Genomic DNA, 18,140 nt, shown 5'->3' on the forward strand with positions numbered 1-18,140 from the left:
AATTGTTTGTTTAAATATAGCAAATAAAAGCGCCATAAGTTTTAAAACCTATGGCGCTTCATTGAAAGATTGATTTTTGAATGACTGAATTCTAAATCCTAACTAAAAATCAGTAAATATTATAACTTATCGTTTGCATTAATACAATTCAAATCTTCGAAAGCACTCGTTAAGCGTTTAACAAAAGTTTCTTCCCCTTTACGCAACCATACGCGAGGGTCATAATATTTTTTATTTGGCTTATCGTCCCCATCAGGATTACCGATTTGGCCTTGAAGATATGCTTCGTTCTTTTTATAGTATTCTAAAATACCTTCCCAAAATGCCCATTGCATATCAGTATCAATATTCATTTTGATAGCGCCATAAGAAATCGCCTCTCTAATTTCTTCTTGGGATGAGCCTGAACCACCATGAAAAACGAAGTTAATTGGTTTTTCAGCAGTTAATCCAAATTTCTCTTTTACAAAATCTTGAGAATTTTTCAAAATTACTGGCTGTAACTTAACATTACCTGGTTTGTAAACACCATGAACGTTACCAAATGCTGCGGCAACTGTAAAACGAGGAGAAACCTTGCTCAATTCTTCATAAGCATAAGCCACTTCACTCGGCTGAGTGTATAATTTCGAGCTATCAACATCACTATTATCTACGCCATCTTCTTCGCCACCTGTAACACCAAGCTCGATTTCGATAGTCATATTCATTTTAGCCATTCGGGCTAAATATTTAGCAGAAATTTCCATGTTTTCTTCAATCGGTTCTTCCGATAAATCTAACATGTGTGAAGAAAACAAAGGTTTTCCGGTTTCAGCAAAGAATTTTTCACCATGCTCTAAAAGGCCATCAATCCAAGGCAATAATTTTTTTGCCGCATGGTCTGTGTGTAAAACCACGGCAACACCATAATGCTCTGCCAATAAATGTACATGCTTAGCCGCCGATACAGCACCTAAAATGCATGCTTGTAATTTCTCATTATCTAAAGTTTTACCAGCATAAAACTGCGCACCACCATTAGATAATTGAATCATAACAGGCGAATTTACTGCCTTAGCAGTTTCCAATACCGCATTAACCGTATTTGTACCGGTTACGTTTACTGCTGGTAAAGCAAACTGATGTTTTTTAGCCTGCTCAAACAATTCTTGAACGGCATCCCCGTAAATTACGCCTTTGTAGCCTTTTAAACTCATTTCTTGTTAATTTTATTAAGTCCGAAGTTATAAAAAAAAATAACATTTTAAGCTTTTGTAACAACAGAATTATTTGCCTAACAATCAAATAAAGGCTATTTAGTGTAAAAAACACATTATCCATCGTGTACTTTTTACACTAAATAGAAATACTTGACTTAAATATTTTTTTCGTTTCTTTGCAATCCAATTCTTTAAAAAATTATATGGCTTGGTTTAAGAGAGAGAATAAAGGTATCATTACCACAACAGAAGAGAAAAAAGAAGCACCAGACGGCTTGTGGAATAAATGTCCAAATTGTAAAAAGCCGCTACATCAGGCAGAACTTCAGGAAAACAAATACGTTTGTCATTACTGCGATTATCACCTTAGAGTTGGTTCAAAAGAATATTTCGAAGTCTTGTTTGATAACAACGAATTCAAGGAGCTTTTCGCTAATTTAACATCTGGCGACCCTTTAAAATTTAACGATAACAAACCTTACACCGAAAGAATTATAGAAAGCCAGGCAAAAACTGGCTTAAAAGATGCAATACGGGCCGGAGTTGGTAAAATTGAAGGTCAGGACTTAGTTATTGCCTGTATGGATTTCGCTTTCATTGGCGGTTCAATGGGTTCGGTAGTTGGAGAGAAAATTGCACGTTCAATTGACTATAGCATAAAGCACAAAATTCCGTTTCTGATGATCTCAAAATCTGGCGGTGCACGCATGATGGAAGCTGCATTTTCACTAATGCAAATGGCTAAAACATCGGCAAAACTAGCTTTATTGAGCCAGGCTAAAATTCCATATATTTCTTTATTAACAGACCCTACAACTGGCGGTGTTACCGCATCTTATGCTATGCTTGGCGATATAAACATTGCAGAACCAGGTGCCTTAATCGGCTTTGCCGGGCCGCGAGTGATTAAAGAAACCATCAAAAAAGATTTGCCTAAAGGTTTTCAAACATCAGAATTCGTTTTAGAACATGGTTTCCTTGATTTTATTGTTGACAGAAGAGCTATGAAAGCCAAACTAAGCGCTTTTATTAAGATGATGAATAACTAGATTGGTTCATTAGTCATTGGTTCATTTGCGCAAATCGACTAATTAATATTTAAAATATAATATGAAAAAGCAGGGCTTGAAGAACTTCGGTTAATTCAGTCCTGCTTTTTGTTTCAAGTCCGCTCCCAATGAAAAATCGGGATTGCGGGCTTTCCACAGCAATCTTGTTTAAATTACTAAGGTTTTGTAATTCTTGGGGAAAGGCAGTAAAAAAACACCCCGCCCTTCGGGCACCCCTCAAGAGGGGAATTCAAACACCGAAAAACTACAGTGCTAATACGCTTTCCTAAGATTTGCCACGGAAACACAGAAGTCGCGGAAATATAAGCTGTGTTTTTATGGCGGATGTTTTAAACAAACTTTCACAACACCACAAACTTTCATAAACGAATCTGGCAGAAGATAAGCTCGCAGAAACGCCTTTTTTTTACAAGGAAAAAAGAAAGCGCCATTCCAGCGGTGTTAAAAAAATACTAATCTGCAACATTTCCATTAACATCACCACTCCCATCACCTTATTCCTTAAATTAGCTTATCAATTAAGCAAACTGAAATGAATAAAAAATTACTATTTCCAACTTTACTTCTATTTACCTCATCTTTTATTTTTGCGCAAGACAAAAAAGTAATCGATAATATCGTTAAAGAGGTTAACGAAAACTCACAATTAGAAAAATTAGCTCACGAACTTCTTGATGTTGTTGGTCCGCGATTGGTTGGCTCACCGCAAATGAAACAAGCAAACGATTGGGCAGTTAAAAAATACAGCGATTGGGGAATCTCTGCGAAAAATGAAAAATGGGGCGAATGGCGTGGTTGGGAAAGAGGCGTTACCCATATTGATTTGGTTAGCCCAAGATTAAGAACCTTAGAAGGTACACAACTAGCCTGGAGTCCATCAACTAACGGTAAGGCTGTAAACGCTGAAGCAATTGTTTTGCCTGCAATTACCGATTCCATTTCTTTTCAAAAATGGTTACCAAACGTTAAAGGAAAGTTAGTTCTAATTTCAATGAATCAAATTTCTGGCCGACCAGAAAAAAACTGGGAAGAATTTGCTACTAAAGATTTGTTCGACAAATACAAGAAAGAGAAAGCAGATGCTGCAAAAGCTTGGGCAACAGGTATTGCCAAAACAGGCCTAAATGCTAAAAATTTAGCCTTAGCAATTGAGAACGCTGGTGCAGCAGGTATCATTATCAATAATTGGTCTCAAGGTTTTGGTGTAGATAAAGTTTTCGGTGCAAATACAACAAAAATCCCAACTGTAGATTTATCGGTAGAAGATTATGGTTTAGTTTATCGTTTAGCCACAAGCGGTAACAAACCAATGTTAAAAATCGAATCAGAATCTAAAGAATTAGGTGTCGTACCAACTTTTAACACTGTTGCCGAAATAAAGGGAAAGCAAAAACCAAAAGAATATGTGATGTTATCCGCTCACTTCGATTCGTGGGATGCAGCAAGCGGCGCAACAGACAATGGCTCGGGTACTATTTTGATGATGGAAACCATGCGAATTTTAAAAAAATTCTATCCTAATCCAAAACGTACTATTTTAGTTGGCCATTGGGGTAGCGAAGAACAAGGCTTGAATGGCTCAAGAGCTTTTGTTGAAGACCATCCGGAAATTGTAAGCAATCTTCAGGCTTTATTTAATCAGGATAATGGAACAGGTAGAGTGGTTAATATCGGCGGACAAGGATTTGCAAAATCAAAAGATTACATCACTCGTTGGTTAGCAGCAGTTCCTGATACGATCAAAAACCAAATTAAAACGAGTTTCCCTGGTATGCCGGGTGCAGGAGGTTCTGATTTTGCATCGTTTGTAGCGGCTGGAGCTTTGGGTTATTCATTAAGTTCTACAAGCTGGGATTATGGAACTTATACATGGCACACCAACCGCGACAGCTATGATAAATTAGTTTTTGATGAGATAAGAAGCAATGTGATTTTAGCTGCGATTATGGTTTATATGGCTTGCGAAGACCCCGAAAAAACGTCAACAGAGAAAGCAACAGATTTACCTGTAAATCCTCGAACAGGCAAGCCTACAGAATGGCCAGTTCAAACAAAATCGAATAGAAAAGGTGGATTATAGATAATTCATCTAGACACTTTTTTAAACGGAGCATTTGGAAACGGATGCTCCATTTTTATGCTATTAATTTCCCTGTACAGACTTATGCTCGATAAACCCGATAAAGTGAAAATACTTTTTGTTGCAGTGCTCCAACAAGCTTAGCATGACTTGAACAAAAAGATTGAAACGATAGCGGGACTATCAGAACCAAAGGATTACTGCATTTGCTTTTCAAGTAATTTTAGCGAATCGGGATAGTAATATAACGGTCTTCTACAGCCTCAGACTGACAATACTGTAAAACTATTCCTCTTTCTTCTGGAATTTATAAAATAAATATCCTAAAAAAGGTAAAATTAAAACACTACCCAAAAGCAAGGCCAGACCTAAACTATAAATTGTTTTCTCGGGTCCGATGGCTTCAAAAAGTGAAATTGCATTTCCATTTTTTAGGCGAATAAAGTTTGGAAAGTGGGCATAACTTATTGCAAGCAAAATCATGGTAACTTGGAAACCGGCAAGAATTCTAAGCACTTGTGTTTTTCCTTTTATCAACAAGTACCAAAGTAAAATAAGCGATAAACTTGCTAAGACGATGGCAGAAAGTCCTACCGGGTTTTTGAAAACCCAATCTGTTAATGGTATATTATCTAATTGTGCAGCGATAAAAACCATAGCTCCGAAAACTACTGCAGCGATATTCATGTATTCGGCCTTCTTAATAAACCGACGTTTATCATAAGCTTCTGTAGTTTCGCCGATTAAATAAATGGCTGCAAGAAAACCACAAAGTGCAACCGTAAATAGCCCTACCGATACCGAAAACCAATTTAACCAACTATAAATGTATGCAGAAGAAAAATCTTTAGCGTTCGTATCGATATGACCTGAAATTAAACTGCCGGCAATAATGCCTAAGAACAGTGGTGTGATAAAACTGGAGTACCTGAAAATACGATTATAAAGCCAATGCATATCATCTTTTATTGCATCGTAATGCCGAAATACAAATGCAGTACCGCGAGCAATGATACCAATAAGCATAATTAAAAGCGGGATATGAAGGTAAACGGACATGGTGGTATAAATACGCGGAAACCCGACAAAAAGAATTACAATGGCGATGATAAGCCACATGTGATTCGCTTCCCACACTGGTCCGATAGCTTGATACATGGTTTTACGGGTTTTACTTCGATTGTTTGCAGATGTAAATAACTCAATAATTCCAGCTCCAAAATCTGCCCCGCCCAATAGGAAATAAAGCAAAATACCCAAACATAAAAAAGTAATTACAACGTATTCCATAAGTTATCTTGTTGCCACATGTTAACACGGATTTGGCTTAGTGTATCTTTTAAAAATTGTTTATCTGTGGTTATTCTTTTCATCTGTGGTTAATTCGTTTTAACAATCGATTTATCATTGTACAGCACAGGAACCATTTTTATTTGTCGATACAGCAAGAATGTAACTACAATGCTCAGCGAAAAGTAAATTGCCGAGAAAATATAAAAGGAATATGCAATGCCAGGCATTGGTGTCACAGCATCTTTGGTACGCATAACGCCATATATTATCCAGGGTTGACGGCCAACTTCGGTAACTACCCAACCAGCTTCTAAGGCAAGGTAGCCAAGCGGAATAGCTAACACAAACAATTTAAGCAACCAGCGTTTCTCCACAAGTGGTTTCTTTCTGATTAGATTGACAAAATATATTAGTGAAATTAAAGCCAATAATGTTCCTATTCCAACCATAATCTGGAATGCATAATGCGTAATAGCTACTGGAGGGTGTTCATCTTCGGGAATTTTATCTAATCCCTTTACTTCAGCTTCGAAATCGCCATGGGCAAGAAAACTAAGTGCTCTTGGAATTTTAATTGCACCTTTTACGGTTTTATCTTTTTCGTTTACAATCCCGCCAATTAAAAGTGATGCAGGCTTTTCAGTTTTATAAAGCGCTTCCATAGCAGCAAGTTTCGCAGGTTGCCTTTTAGCTACATCTTTTGCAGAAATATCGCCACTCAAAGGTTGTAGCAATGCTCCAATACAAGCGAATACTGCAGCTATTTTAAATGCTTTCAGATGAAATTCCTTGTTCTGATTTCTCAATATCATTAGCGCATGTACACCTGCTACTGCAAAGCCTGTGGCAGTAAATGCAGCCAGACACATGTGTAATGCCTGAGAGAACCATGCCTTATTAAACATGGCTTGAATCGGGTCGACATTTAAGTATTGTCCGTTTACAAAATCGAAGCCAGCAGGGCTATTCATCCATGCATTTGCGGCAACTACCAAAATCCCTGAGGCTAATCCGCTTACTCCAACAACCATCCCTGTGAACCAGTGAAACCACTTATTCAATTTATTCCAACCATAAAGGAAAAATCCCAGAGCAATTGCCTCGATAAAAAAGGCCGTTCCTTCCAACGAAAATGGCATCCCAAAAATCGGACCTGCATGTTCCATAAATTTAGGCCAAAGCAATCCTAATTCAAAGGATAACATTGTACCGGAAACAGCACCTGTAGCAAAAAAAATAGCTACACCTTTACTCCAGGCCTTTGTTAGGTTTTTATAAACTTCATCGTTCGTTTTTAACCATTTATAATGCGAAACAGCCATAAAGAATGGCATAACCATACCTATACAAGAGAAAATGATATGAAAGCCTAAGGATAAGGCCATTTGGGATCGTGCTGCTAAAAAATCATCCATATCTGATATTGGATTTTGTGTAACACAAATATAGCAGATAAGGCTTAGGATATAGCGGTTTTAGAGTGGTTGTTTAGATTTATTTTAAATATAGAATGTTTATAAATTGAAGAAAGTTTTGGGTTAATGGGACAATTAGATTCGCAGATTATGTCAGTATCAATCTGCGAATCTGTAGCTAAAAATTAAGCACCTTTCAATTCATCATAGGCAGCACTCAAACTTCTCTGAATACCATCGCCTTGCCATTCTGGTGCTTTTGGTATTGATGTTGCCTTCAAAATATCTTCTTTCGATTTTCCAGCTTTGATTTCTCCACCTACAAAAGCCATCAAATTTTTTAAATAATCCTGATAAGCTTTTACATCTGCCTTCGTTCCTGTCACTTTTTCTGGGTCTAAACTATGTCCCCAAATAAACAGTGTATCTTTATCAAATTGCTTCTGGATTTTATCCAATGCAGTAATCCAATTGCCAATATGTGCACCATTTTCTCTATCAATATACGGAAACCTACGATTGAATACTAAATCGCCTACGTGAACGATATTAGCATTTTCGAAGTGATAAACTGCATCTCCATTTGTATGACCAGAACCATAATAGTAAGCACTAATTTTTTCATCGCCGACAGGCGCTTTCCAACCTGTGCCGAATGTTGTGTCGGGCAATAATTGTTTATCTAAATTATTTGCTTTTTCAGCAGCCTTTTTCTGATTTACAAGTGAGTTTTGATGTGCTACTACTTTCTCTGCCAAACCTTTAAATGCAATATTCCCTGCGGTATGATCGCCGTGATGGTGAGTATTGATTAAATATTTGAAAGGTTTCTCGCCAAGTTTTTTCAATTCTTCTATAACATGAGGCGCTGATGTAGGGAATTGGGAATCAATAGCAACAAATCCATTTGATGAATTGAGCCAACCAATAGTTCCACCTTGCTCGGTAAAAATACCAACGTTATTTCTTAATGGTTTGAAATTGTACGCTCTGAATAATTCTTGCTGTGCAAAAACATCTGTTTTATAAATCGAAAGCATAGCCATAGCCAATGCAGAATTTTTGATAAAATTTCTTCTTTCCATTTTCGTATTTAACTTAAAAGCCACAGCATCTTGCTGTGGCTTAAATTTAATAATTTTTGGTTATAAATTATTTCATTACAAATTTATATTCCAGAACCTGGTGTTGTACCTGGCTCATGACCTGGTCCGAAAGAATTATTCTTGCGGCCTTTATCTTTATTGAATAAATTGGTGCCTACTTTTGATGATTTGTTTTCATCAAGTTTCCTATCGTCTTTAATATCTTCTGCTGATTTGTTTAGCAAGTCATTCTCAACAACTTTACCTTTTTCTTTATTATTTTCCATTGTTTTTCAATTTGATATATTAGAAGAACAAGCGAAAAATAATATTGTTTTTGTTAGTTGTTTTAGGAATGAGTTTAAACATAACGGTTTCTTTCCTTTCGTAGAAAAGATTTTTATTTTGCTTTTGATTTAAAATTATAACATTGAGCCAGACAATTTTCTTAATTCATGTATGCAACCAAATGAATTAAATTTCCTTTTATGAACCTTGTTAAAGTGATTTGAAGATTCAAACGAAAACGGCAGCAAAATGAATTTGTAAATGTGCTTTCTTTCTGATAGCGATTTTCCATTCTCAAGATTTGTTGATTGTGGATTGGTTTCCTGATTTTCCATAACAATAAGTTTTATAAAAGCTTGGTTGCTTTTGTGGGTTGATTAAATTTTAAAAAGAATATGTATTGATTCTACTACCGAGAATTAAAGAAAGCTGTTTTTAAAATTTGTTTAACCTTATACCAAGGGATTTTTGATAAGGTTTCGTTGAGGAACTAAATGTTATTGGCAGTTTTGGAGTGCCTTTATCTTATTTAAATATAAGTTTTTGTTTTGAGATTTGCAAATGATAAATCTTCAGTTGACTTAAGTCAACGGCGATGAAATGCAACTAGCCAAATAAAGTCGGAGGTAATGAAGTGCAACTAATTTAAAACTGAAGCCATTAAATTCATTGCCGTCTTGCTTCAGCAGACGGATTTAAAAATTTATTTTCTTTCCCAAGCACCACAAACCTTTGTAACCCAAACCTGATTGACGTGGAAACCAAAAGCTTTTTCTGCTTTTGTTGGAACAGAAAGCAGGACTAACTTTAACAATTGCACTACAATTGCTTTCAAAAAAAATCGGCATAAAAAAAGTCTCGAATTGCTCCGAGACTGTTCCTATTTGGTTATTGATATTTTTAGGCTAAAGCATTTTGCTTAACCACCATTTTAACTTTTTCGATTACATAATCTAATTCTTCTTTTGTAGTAAATTTACTGAAAGAAAAACGAACAGAGGGACGATTTGGATCGGCGTTTATACCATTTAAAACGTGCGAACCGATGTTAGAACCAGAAGAACAGGCACTACCGCCGGATGCGCAAATTCCATTAATATCTAAATTGAATAATAACATATCGGCCATGTCCATTTCAGGAAAAGAAACGTTTAATACGGTATAAAGGCTTTTATCTGCATCGGTTTCACCATTAAAGGCAATACCCGAAATTTCTGCAATTAGTTGCTCTTTTAAATAATCTTTTAAGCCTTGGATGTGATTTTGGTGTTGTTCCATTTCCGTATAGGCAATTTCTAAAGCTTTTGCCAAACCAACAATACCGTAAACATTCTCTGTTCCGCCACGCATATTGCGTTCTTGTGCGCCACCATAAATCATTGGTGGAATTTTGATATTACTATTTACGTATAAGAAACCAACACCTTTCGGACCATGAAGTTTATGTGCAGCGCAAACAATAAAATGTGCTTTTAAATCGCGAACATTATGTGTGTAGTGCCCCATTGTTTGAACGGTATCTGCGTGATAAATTGCATTATATTTTTCGCAGATATCGCCAACTTTAGCCATATCAGTTAATGTGCCTAATTCGTTATTTGCATGCATTAGAGACACGAAAGTACGTTCATTATTTTGAAGCAATTCTTCTAAATGTGCGTAATCTACATTGCCTTTTTCATCGACTTTTACAAAACTCAACTTATCAATCTCGCCGTTTTTAAGCATGATATTTAAAGTCTGTTCTACAGCGTGATGCTCGATTTTTGAAGTAATTGCATGTTTAATGCCATAAGCTGATATACCGCAACGAATCGCTGTATTATCTGCTTCGGTACCGCCCGAAGTGAAAAATATTTCGGATGGTGATGCACCCAAAAGATTTGCAACCGTTTTACGTGCCTTTTCTACTAAAGTCCTTACTTCTCTTCCAAGCGCATGAATAGCCGATGGATTACCAAAATAGTTCTCCATCACGTTTGTCATTTCTGCAATTACTTCCTTATCTAAAGGCGTTGTAGCTGCATTATCTAAATAAACTCTCTTCATGTGTTAGTTTAATTTAAGGATTTCTTTAATATCAGAAATGATTTTGTTGGCCAAACTTTCGGCAACCGTTTCATTTTCGGCCTCACTATAAATACGGATAATCGGTTCTGTATTAGAACGACGTAAATGAACCCATGTTTTATCAAACTCGATTTTTAAACCATCAATTGTGCTATAAGGCTGATTTTTATATTTTTCTTCTACTTGTTTTAACAAATTATCGATATCCATTTCTGGCGTAAGGGTAATTTTATTTTTGGAAATATGGTATTGAGGATAACTGCTTCTTAATAAAGAGATAGATTTACCAAATTTAGCCAAATGTGTTAAAAATAAAGCAATTCCAACTAAAGCATCTCTGCCATAATGCGATTCAGGATAGATAATTCCACCATTTCCCTCGCCGCCAATAATTGCATCGGTTTCTTTCATTTTATTAACCACATTCACTTCTCCAACTGCCGATGCGTTATATTCTGAACCTGCTTTCTCAGTAACATCGCGTAAAGCACGTGTTGAAGAAAGGTTTGAAACCGTATTTCCTGGAGTATTTTTCAATACGTAATCTGCAACTGCAACCAAGGTATATTCTTCGCCAAACATCCTTCCGTCTTCGTTTACGAAACATAAACGGTCAACATCTGGGTCAACTACGATACCTAAATCGGCATTTTGTTTTTGTACTTCTTTCGAAATTTCAGTTAAATTTTCAGGAAGCGGTTCAGGGTTATGCGGAAACTGTCCGTTTGGTTCGCAATACAATTCGGTAACTCTGGTTACGCCCAAAGCCCTTAACAAAGCAGGAATAAAAATTCCTCCGGTAGAATTTACGCAATCTATAACAACTTTAAAATCGGCTTTTTTAATTGCTTCAACATCAACCAAAGGCAACGCCAAAACTTTATCTATGTGTTTTTGCAGATAAGTATCATTTTTAATCACCTTACCTAATTTATCTACTTCAGCAAATTCGAAACTTGCGCTTTCTGCCAAATCTAAAACTTCTTTACCATCTAAATCGCTAATAAATTCACCATCATGATTTAATAATTTCAAGGCATTCCATTGTTTTGGGTTGTGACTTGCGGTTAAAATAATACCGCCACCAGCTTGCTCACCTGGCACCGCAACTTCTACAGTTGGCGTGGTCGATAAGCCTAAATCGATCACTTCGATACCCAAACCTTGCAAGGTTCCGAGAACCAAATTGTTAACCATTTCGCCCGAAATACGTGCATCACGACCTAAAACGATTCTTTTGTTTCCTGTTTTTTGTACTACCCAGCTACCAAAAGCAGCTGTAAATTTCACTATATCTATCGGTGTTAAGCCGTTTCCAGCTTGTCCGCCAATGGTTCCTCGTATTCCTGAAATCGATTTTATTAAAGTCACTTCGTGTATTTTATTTGAAGCTCAAAAATAAGAAAAAAAACAAGATAGCAGCTATTTTAAGCAGGCTTGGCTTGTTAATTTACATTGTTTTTATATCTATTTATACGATGTATTTAATAGAAATTCGGTTGCTGGTTTTAGTCAAACGTGTGACTGATTTTTTTATTTTTTGAAAAGCAATTGTAGTGATGCTTCGGTTATAGCAGTCCCGCCCTCGTTTCAAATCCTCGTCTCGTTCCTCGCCTTGCGGGTTTTTCACTAAGTCGGGTTTAAAGAAATTAGGATTGTGAGGCAAAACGAAAACTACTGCCGCGACTTTTGTCTCTCTCTTTTGGCGTTCGTCATTCCCAATTTAGTTGGGAATCTTAAAGCAGAATGCTGGCGCATTAAGATTCCCGTATGCATGGGAATGACGTGAGATTGAATACGATGCTTTTTCATTAAACATATTATTCGCTATACTCCCCAATTAAAAACTGAATGCTGATTTCCAAAATAAGACATTAGTCATCAAACTTTATTATAGATAAGTTGAAGATTAGCTTATGTTTAGCATGACAAATTATTGAACTAACAATCATAAAATTGCTTAGCCATGAAATTAATATACTCTGTTTAACCCAAATTTATCTAAGTTTGCAAATTCGAAAACAAAAGGCTTTTTTTATGCAGCGTAAGTGGTTTCAGTATTGGTTTAATTCGCCCTATTATCATATTCTTTACCAACAACGAAACGACGCTGAAGCCGAATTTTTCATCGACAACATCACCAAATTTATTAATCCAAAGTCTGATTCTAAAATGCTTGATATTGCCTGCGGCAAAGGAAGGCATTCAATTTATTTAAATAAAAAAGGCTTTGATGTAACCGGAATTGACCTATCTGAGCAAAGTATAAAATACGCAAAGCAATTTGAAAATGAAAAATTACATTTTTTAGTTCATGATATGCGGAGATTGTTTTACATCAATTACTTCGATATTGCGCTAAATTTATTTACTAGTTTTGGTTACTTTGATACTGAAAAAGATCATGTAAATGCTTTAAAAACCTTTAGAAAGTGCTTATCAGTCAATGGAATTTTGGTTATCGATTATTTCAATACCGAAAAAATCCTTCGAAATTTAAATTCTTGTGAGACGAAATCGCTCGACGGAATTATATTTAACATCACAAAAAATGTTGTCGAAGGCAAGATAATAAAGAAGATAAATTTTGAGGATAAGCAAAAGGTTTACAATTTTGAAGAACGTGTTCAGGCTTTTAGTTTTGAGGATTTTGAACGAATGTTAACAAAAGCTGGCATGACAATCGAAAAAGCATTTGGCAGCTATTCTCTTGATGGTTTTGATGAATCGAACTCCGATCGTTTAATTCTAATTTGCAAAAAAGCATGATAGAAAGCATACAACAATTTGATGTTGAACTGTTTTTGAAAATCAACCGCGGACTTTCGAACGGCTTTTTGGATTGGTTAATGCCTTTAATGAGAAACCGATTTTTCTGGTCGCCACTTTACCTTTTTATTATTGTTTTTTGCATTAAACAATATAAAAAACAGGGGTACTATATTATTGGAATGGTACTTTTCACTTTCGCAATGGGCGATTTAATTGCGTCGAGATTAGTAAAACCATTTGTAAATAGAATCAGACCGTGTAACGATTTGAGCTTGGCAAATGAAATTATTCATCGGGTTCCTTGTGGCAGCGGCTTAAGTTTCCCCTCAGCGCACGCCACCAATCATTTTGCCATTGCCGTATTTTTGATTTGTATTTTCTACCGTCGCTGGAAACCAATTTTACCAATCGGAATATTCTGGGCAGTAATTATTAGCTTTGCGCAGGTTTACGTCGGTGTTCATTATCCTGTCGATGTTACTGCTGGAGCATTACTTGGAATAATAATCGGTTTTGTCTGTTCAAAAATATTTAAAAAAATTCAACCTGATTTTTAATGGAAGCTTGGAAATTTGCTGTACTTTTTTTCTGCGCTTTTTTGGGCGGCGCCGCCATATTTTTGGTTAAAAGCGATAAATCTAAACTGCTGAAACTAATATTATCTTTTAGTGGAGCTTATCTTTTCGCCATAACCGTTTTACATTTAATTCCTGATGCATACAGCGGACCAGATAAAGGACAAATTGGAATTTTTATTCTAATTGGTTTCTTATTGCAAATATTTTTAGAGCAATTTTCTGAAGGTGTAGAACATGGACACATCCACAAACACCACGGCGACAATGTTTTCCCTTTTGGTATAATGATTAGTCTTTGTTTACATGCTTTTTTAGAGGGTATGCCACTTGCTAAAGACCAGCATAACGAACTTATATTTGGGATTTCATTGCATCATATCCCTGCTGCTTTTGCATTAGCCAGCATTTTAATGCAAAATCATTTCAAAAAAGGAAGCATTATAATTTATTTACTAATTTTTGCTATTATGGCTCCTTTAGGCTTTTATGTAAGCATTGGCTTAAGTAATGGAACAATTGGTGGCATCGATGCGTATTTTAATAAAATAATGGGGATTGTGATTGGTATTTTCTTACATATTTCTACCACTATTTTATTCGAATCTAGCGCCGACCATAAAATTAATACTCGCAAAATGATAGCTGTATTATTGGGGATTGGTGTTGCACTGATTGGGTTCTTTGCGGGGCATGCGCATTAATTTATAGTTTGTAGTTTTTCCCAAAAGGATGCCTTTGGCACACTTAGTTCTTCGGCACCTATAAATTAAGAACAGAAAACTGATAATTTTCATTAAATTAGATGATGGAAGAAATTGTAAATGAGCCAAATGTAGAATACAAAAAAAGGCATTTTACTGTTGCGGAATACCTGGAGATGGAAAAGACCTCACAAGAAAAACATGAATATTTTCAGGGTGAGATATTTCCATTACATCGGGATGAAAGTAACGGAGTAAAATCAATGTCTGGTGCTGGTTTTAATCATAATCTTATTTTCTCCAGTGTATTCGGTTTTCTCTCTTCTAAGCTTGGCAGTTCTAAATGCATTCCTTTTGGTAGCGATATGAGAATGAATATACCAGAAAACACACTCTTTACCTATCCCGATATTTCTGTATATTGTAATGAAATTAAGCATCCTAATGAGGATAAAGACACCAATTTAGAGCCAACAGTAATTATCGAAATTCTATCTCCATCTACTAAAAATTACGATAGAGGTGGAAAATTTAAGCTTTACCGAGATATCCCAACACTCAAAGAATACATACTAATTGATTCTGAATCTATTTCTGTTGAGGCTTTTTATCTCAATGGAAAACAAAACTGGGAGCTTATCGAATACAAAGAAACTGATGATGCTTTAAACTTTGTTTCAATAGGATTTGAATTGGCATTAAGCGATATTTACAATCATGTGCGTTTCTCTAAAAGTTAGAACTGAAAATTGAAGACTACCAACTGATTTACTTCTTCTCTTTCATCTTTCCATAGCCCCAAGGACAATGTTTACACTTGTTTTTGCAGCAATAACCTCGCTTTAAGTGATAGGCTTCTGTAAAAACCATCAATCCATCTTCATTAAAATAAAAGTCTTCGCCCTCTTTCATAATTAATGAGTGAATGAGTGAATTTTGAATGAGTGAATGTTTGAAATCATCATAATCTTGAAAAATCCCGTTCCTTAGTTTAGTATTTTAACTTCTAATTTATCCTTAAAATATTCTTTTAATTGTGTTCCATCTCCATGCAAAGTCCAAACCTGTTTTGGCTTCACTTTTTCAATGGTTTCTAAAATCGCTTCCCAATCTGCGTGGTCTGAAATATATAGGGAAATGCCATTCTGTTGCTGCAAGTTTTTCCAGCCAGAAGCGAAAGCCCTAACCACATTTATTGCCTTGTGGTAGCTATGAAAAACCATCGGCGGTACAATATAAACCTGATACTCATGATTATTCTTCATCACTTTTCTATCGTACATTTTGTAATTGCCGATTTTCATTCCGTAATCTTCATAGATTTTTACGAAAGGCATAATGCTATGGTGGACCATCACATTTTTTGCAGGGCAATGCTCGTTCAATAACTGAATAATCCGCTGGCTTTTACCTAATGCATAAGAGCCAAGCATGATATTCGCATTGGTTTCATTCAGTTTTTTAATCTCATCAATTGGCGATGGATGTTTAGTTTCAGGATTGGCAAAAGTGCTTTCCGTAATTAAAACATCGGCTTGAATAAACTCAAAAGGCTCGCAAGTGGCATCGGGTTCAATTTTGTAATCGCCCGTATAAAGATATTTTACATCCTGATATTCCATTAAAACCTGCGCTGAACCTAAAATATGTCCTGCAGAATAAAAAGTGATGGCTACATCTTTAATCTTAAAAGTTTCTTGGTATTTCTTTACATGAAAATCAACCGCGGCAAACTTACGGTAACGATGTTTCATAAATGTTTCAGTAGCGGCAGTACAATATACATTCTGACTCCCGCCAATGGCATGGTCGCCATGCGCATGAGAAACCACTGCTTCTTGCACAGGCTGTTGTGGGTCTAAATAAAAATTGCCATAAACGCAATATAATCCCGTTGGTGTGATGGTAATAAAATCGTCTAAAATCATGACCAGGATTTGTGGAAGTTAAGGATATGACAAGATTTTAGTTTGTTAAGCATATTTGATATAAAATAATTTAATGAAGTATTTAAGATTATTCTTAAATCTGCAAATTAGCTGCCACTTCCAAAAACTGTTTATGCAAAGCCAAAACTTGCTCAATCACAGAATGTTCTTCATCATTGTTTATAAAATAATTGGCCATCTTTGATTTATCTTGATCGCTCATTTGCTTATCCATTATAGCTTTCACCTGTTCTGCAGCAACATTATCTCTTTGCATTACTCGCTTAAGTTTGGTATTTAAAGGAGCAGTAACCAAAATAGACGTATTACACATTTTGTAAGAACCGCTTTCGAAAAGCAATGCTGCTTCCTTTAATATATAAGGAGTGTTCGAATTAATCTGCGTTTCCCAAGTGTCAAAAGCTCTAAAAACTGCAGGATGTACTAATGCATTTAGCTTTGCAAGTTCGGCTTCGTTATTAAATACAATGCCAGCTATGTATTTATTATTCAGTTTTCCATTTTCAAAATAGCTTTCTTTACCAAAAGTCGATTTTACACCTTCGATAAGTAGTAAATCTTTAACCATTATATTTTTAGCTTCGATATCTGCATAAAAAACAGGAATGCCCAAAACTTCAAAAACCTTACAAACAGTCGTTTTACCACTACCAATCCCTCCTGTTATACCAACTTTATACATTATTTTTCTACTATAAAATCTACTTTAGATGGACTGATATTTATCAACTTGCAATAATCAGGAAACTCTGTAAGTTTCACAGTAAATTGATTATGATGCAAAACGGACCATTCATCCACATCAACTGTTGCTGTAATAAAACTTTGATCAACCTGCTCAAAATAACTTAACGCAACTAAAAAAGTAACCTTAATCTTTTTAGGGTAAAGCTTTATGCTATTGTAATTTCTGTTATTGGTAATTTTTAAAGGAACTTCAACTGTTTTTTCTGTGAATTCATCTACGGGTAATTTTACCTCAACAGTTGATGGAAATATGCTTACGTTTTTATGCGTACTATGTTGCATATTTACCCTAACAGTTGTGCTACTCTGCACTTTACTTAATTTTAGTGTATCAGTGGCCCATGTTTCAATTTTTTTAAGCTCTTCAATCGGGCCAGTAACCGTTACAAATTTGGGGTTCACCTTTATTTCACTTGCAATACCATATTGCTTTATAAAATCTACATTTTGCATTAAGCTTACAGGTACCTTTTTAACGGTACGCTTGGTAAAATCAAAATACAAGGTATCGGGTTTTACAGATATTACTTTTTGAGAGGTTTCTAATTGTTTGTTAATGTTGTATAACTGATCTGAAAATACAATAAACTCTCTTGTATTTAATTGATTTAAACTTACAGCTATAGATTGGGGATTAATTCTTAACCGTGCAAAAAGTAATTGCCAACCTGTTCCCTCAACTTGTAAATCTACAGTATCAGATTGTAATGGGTGAAAAGCACGTTTTTGAGGGAAGTTTTTATAGATGAGAACAGTTTTAGCAGTGTAAACATATTTATTATTTAAAGCCATAAAAAGCCACGCAGCTATAGCCAATAGCAAACATGCTAAAAGGCTAAACACACGTCTTCTCTCTATTATAGTTAGTTTAACAAATGGCATAAATAAAT

17 protein-coding genes are annotated in these 18,140 nt (G+C 35.5%); 6 read left to right on the plus strand and 11 right to left on the minus strand.

Features of this window, described 5'->3' with window-relative positions; all coding sequences use genetic code 11:
• Positions 1-119 precede the first annotated feature (119 nt).
• Positions 120-1,199: a class II fructose-bisphosphate aldolase gene (fbaA, locus tag IEV50_RS07380; RefSeq protein WP_188412597.1), complete on the minus strand. Its 1,080-nt coding sequence runs from the start codon at positions 1,197-1,199 to the stop codon at positions 120-122.
• A 206-nt stretch (positions 1,200-1,405) separates the two neighbouring features.
• Between fbaA and accD the strand changes: the two genes are divergently transcribed.
• Both accD and IEV50_RS07390 read left to right on the plus strand, forming a co-directional pair.
• Complete coding sequence (accD, locus tag IEV50_RS07385) at positions 1,406-2,251, plus strand: acetyl-CoA carboxylase, carboxyltransferase subunit beta (protein ID WP_188412598.1); 846 nt, start codon at positions 1,406-1,408, stop codon at positions 2,249-2,251.
• Positions 2,252-2,804: 553 nt separating this feature from the next.
• Positions 2,805-4,352 carry a M20/M25/M40 family metallo-hydrolase gene (locus tag IEV50_RS07390; protein WP_188412599.1) on the plus strand — a complete coding sequence of 516 codons (1,548 nt, stop codon included), beginning with the start codon at positions 2,805-2,807 and terminating at the stop codon, positions 4,350-4,352.
• 285 nt (positions 4,353-4,637) lie between these two features.
• On the opposite strand, the gene IEV50_RS07395 is transcribed toward IEV50_RS07390, so the two are convergent.
• From IEV50_RS07395 to glmM, 6 genes are all read right to left on the minus strand, one after another.
• Positions 4,638-5,642, minus strand: a complete 1,005-nt coding sequence (locus IEV50_RS07395) for a cytochrome d ubiquinol oxidase subunit II (RefSeq protein WP_188412600.1) — start codon at positions 5,640-5,642, stop codon at positions 4,638-4,640.
• 89 nt (positions 5,643-5,731) lie between these two features.
• Positions 5,732-7,060, minus strand: coding sequence for a cytochrome ubiquinol oxidase subunit I (locus IEV50_RS07400; protein WP_188412601.1), 1,329 nt, complete (start codon positions 7,058-7,060; stop codon positions 5,732-5,734).
• A gap of 185 nt (positions 7,061-7,245) precedes the next feature.
• Positions 7,246-8,145 carry an MBL fold metallo-hydrolase gene (locus IEV50_RS07405; protein WP_188412602.1) on the minus strand — a complete coding sequence of 300 codons (900 nt, stop codon included), beginning with the start codon at positions 8,143-8,145 and terminating at the stop codon, positions 7,246-7,248.
• A gap of 83 nt (positions 8,146-8,228) precedes the next feature.
• Complete coding sequence (locus tag IEV50_RS07410) at positions 8,229-8,432, minus strand: hypothetical protein (protein WP_188412603.1); 204 nt, start codon at positions 8,430-8,432, stop codon at positions 8,229-8,231.
• A gap of 901 nt (positions 8,433-9,333) precedes the next feature.
• The gene (locus IEV50_RS07415; RefSeq protein ID WP_188412604.1) at positions 9,334-10,482 is read right to left on the minus strand and encodes a cysteine desulfurase family protein; all 1,149 of its coding nucleotides are present in this window, start codon (positions 10,480-10,482) and stop codon (positions 9,334-9,336) included.
• A 3-nt stretch (positions 10,483-10,485) separates the two neighbouring features.
• Positions 10,486-11,874 carry a phosphoglucosamine mutase gene (gene glmM, locus IEV50_RS07420; RefSeq protein ID WP_188412605.1) on the minus strand — a complete coding sequence of 463 codons (1,389 nt, stop codon included), beginning with the start codon at positions 11,872-11,874 and terminating at the stop codon, positions 10,486-10,488.
• 666 nt (positions 11,875-12,540) lie between these two features.
• On the opposite strand from glmM, the gene IEV50_RS07425 reads away from it, so the two are divergent.
• From IEV50_RS07425 to IEV50_RS07440, 4 genes are all read left to right on the plus strand, one after another.
• The gene (locus IEV50_RS07425) at positions 12,541-13,272 is read left to right on the plus strand and encodes a class I SAM-dependent methyltransferase (protein WP_188412606.1); all 732 of its coding nucleotides are present in this window, start codon (positions 12,541-12,543) and stop codon (positions 13,270-13,272) included.
• The gene (locus tag IEV50_RS07430) at positions 13,269-13,832 is read left to right on the plus strand and encodes a phosphatase PAP2 family protein (protein WP_188412607.1); all 564 of its coding nucleotides are present in this window, start codon (positions 13,269-13,271) and stop codon (positions 13,830-13,832) included. Before IEV50_RS07425 ends, IEV50_RS07430 begins: the two co-directional genes overlap by 4 nt.
• Positions 13,832-14,554, plus strand: a complete 723-nt coding sequence (locus tag IEV50_RS07435; protein WP_188412608.1) for a ZIP family metal transporter — start codon at positions 13,832-13,834, stop codon at positions 14,552-14,554. Before IEV50_RS07430 ends, IEV50_RS07435 begins: the two co-directional genes overlap by 1 nt.
• 101 nt (positions 14,555-14,655) lie before the next feature.
• Positions 14,656-15,294 (plus strand): Uma2 family endonuclease, encoded by a 639-nt coding sequence (locus IEV50_RS07440; protein ID WP_188412609.1) that lies wholly within the window; start codon positions 14,656-14,658, stop codon positions 15,292-15,294.
• 28 nt (positions 15,295-15,322) lie between these two features.
• On the opposite strand, the gene IEV50_RS07445 is transcribed toward IEV50_RS07440, so the two are convergent.
• The 4 genes from IEV50_RS07445 to IEV50_RS07460 form a co-directional block, all read right to left on the minus strand.
• Positions 15,323-15,466, minus strand: a complete 144-nt coding sequence (locus IEV50_RS07445; RefSeq protein WP_188412610.1) for a C1orf53 family protein — start codon at positions 15,464-15,466, stop codon at positions 15,323-15,325.
• Between the two features lie 74 nt (positions 15,467-15,540).
• Complete coding sequence (locus tag IEV50_RS07450; RefSeq protein WP_188412611.1) at positions 15,541-16,482, minus strand: exonuclease; 942 nt, start codon at positions 16,480-16,482, stop codon at positions 15,541-15,543.
• 94 nt (positions 16,483-16,576) lie between these two features.
• Positions 16,577-17,185 (minus strand): dephospho-CoA kinase, encoded by a 609-nt coding sequence (gene coaE / locus IEV50_RS07455; protein ID WP_188412612.1) that lies wholly within the window; start codon positions 17,183-17,185, stop codon positions 16,577-16,579.
• On the minus strand, positions 17,185-18,132 hold the full coding sequence (locus tag IEV50_RS07460; protein ID WP_229746668.1) for a CdaR family protein: 948 nt from the start codon (positions 18,130-18,132) through the stop codon (positions 17,185-17,187). Before IEV50_RS07460 ends, coaE begins: the two co-directional genes overlap by 1 nt.
• Positions 18,133-18,140 lie beyond the last annotated feature (8 nt).

Origin of the sequence: Pedobacter mendelii (assembly GCF_014635725.1) — a bacterium.
Lineage (GTDB): Bacteria > Bacteroidota > Bacteroidia > Sphingobacteriales > Sphingobacteriaceae > Pedobacter > Pedobacter mendelii.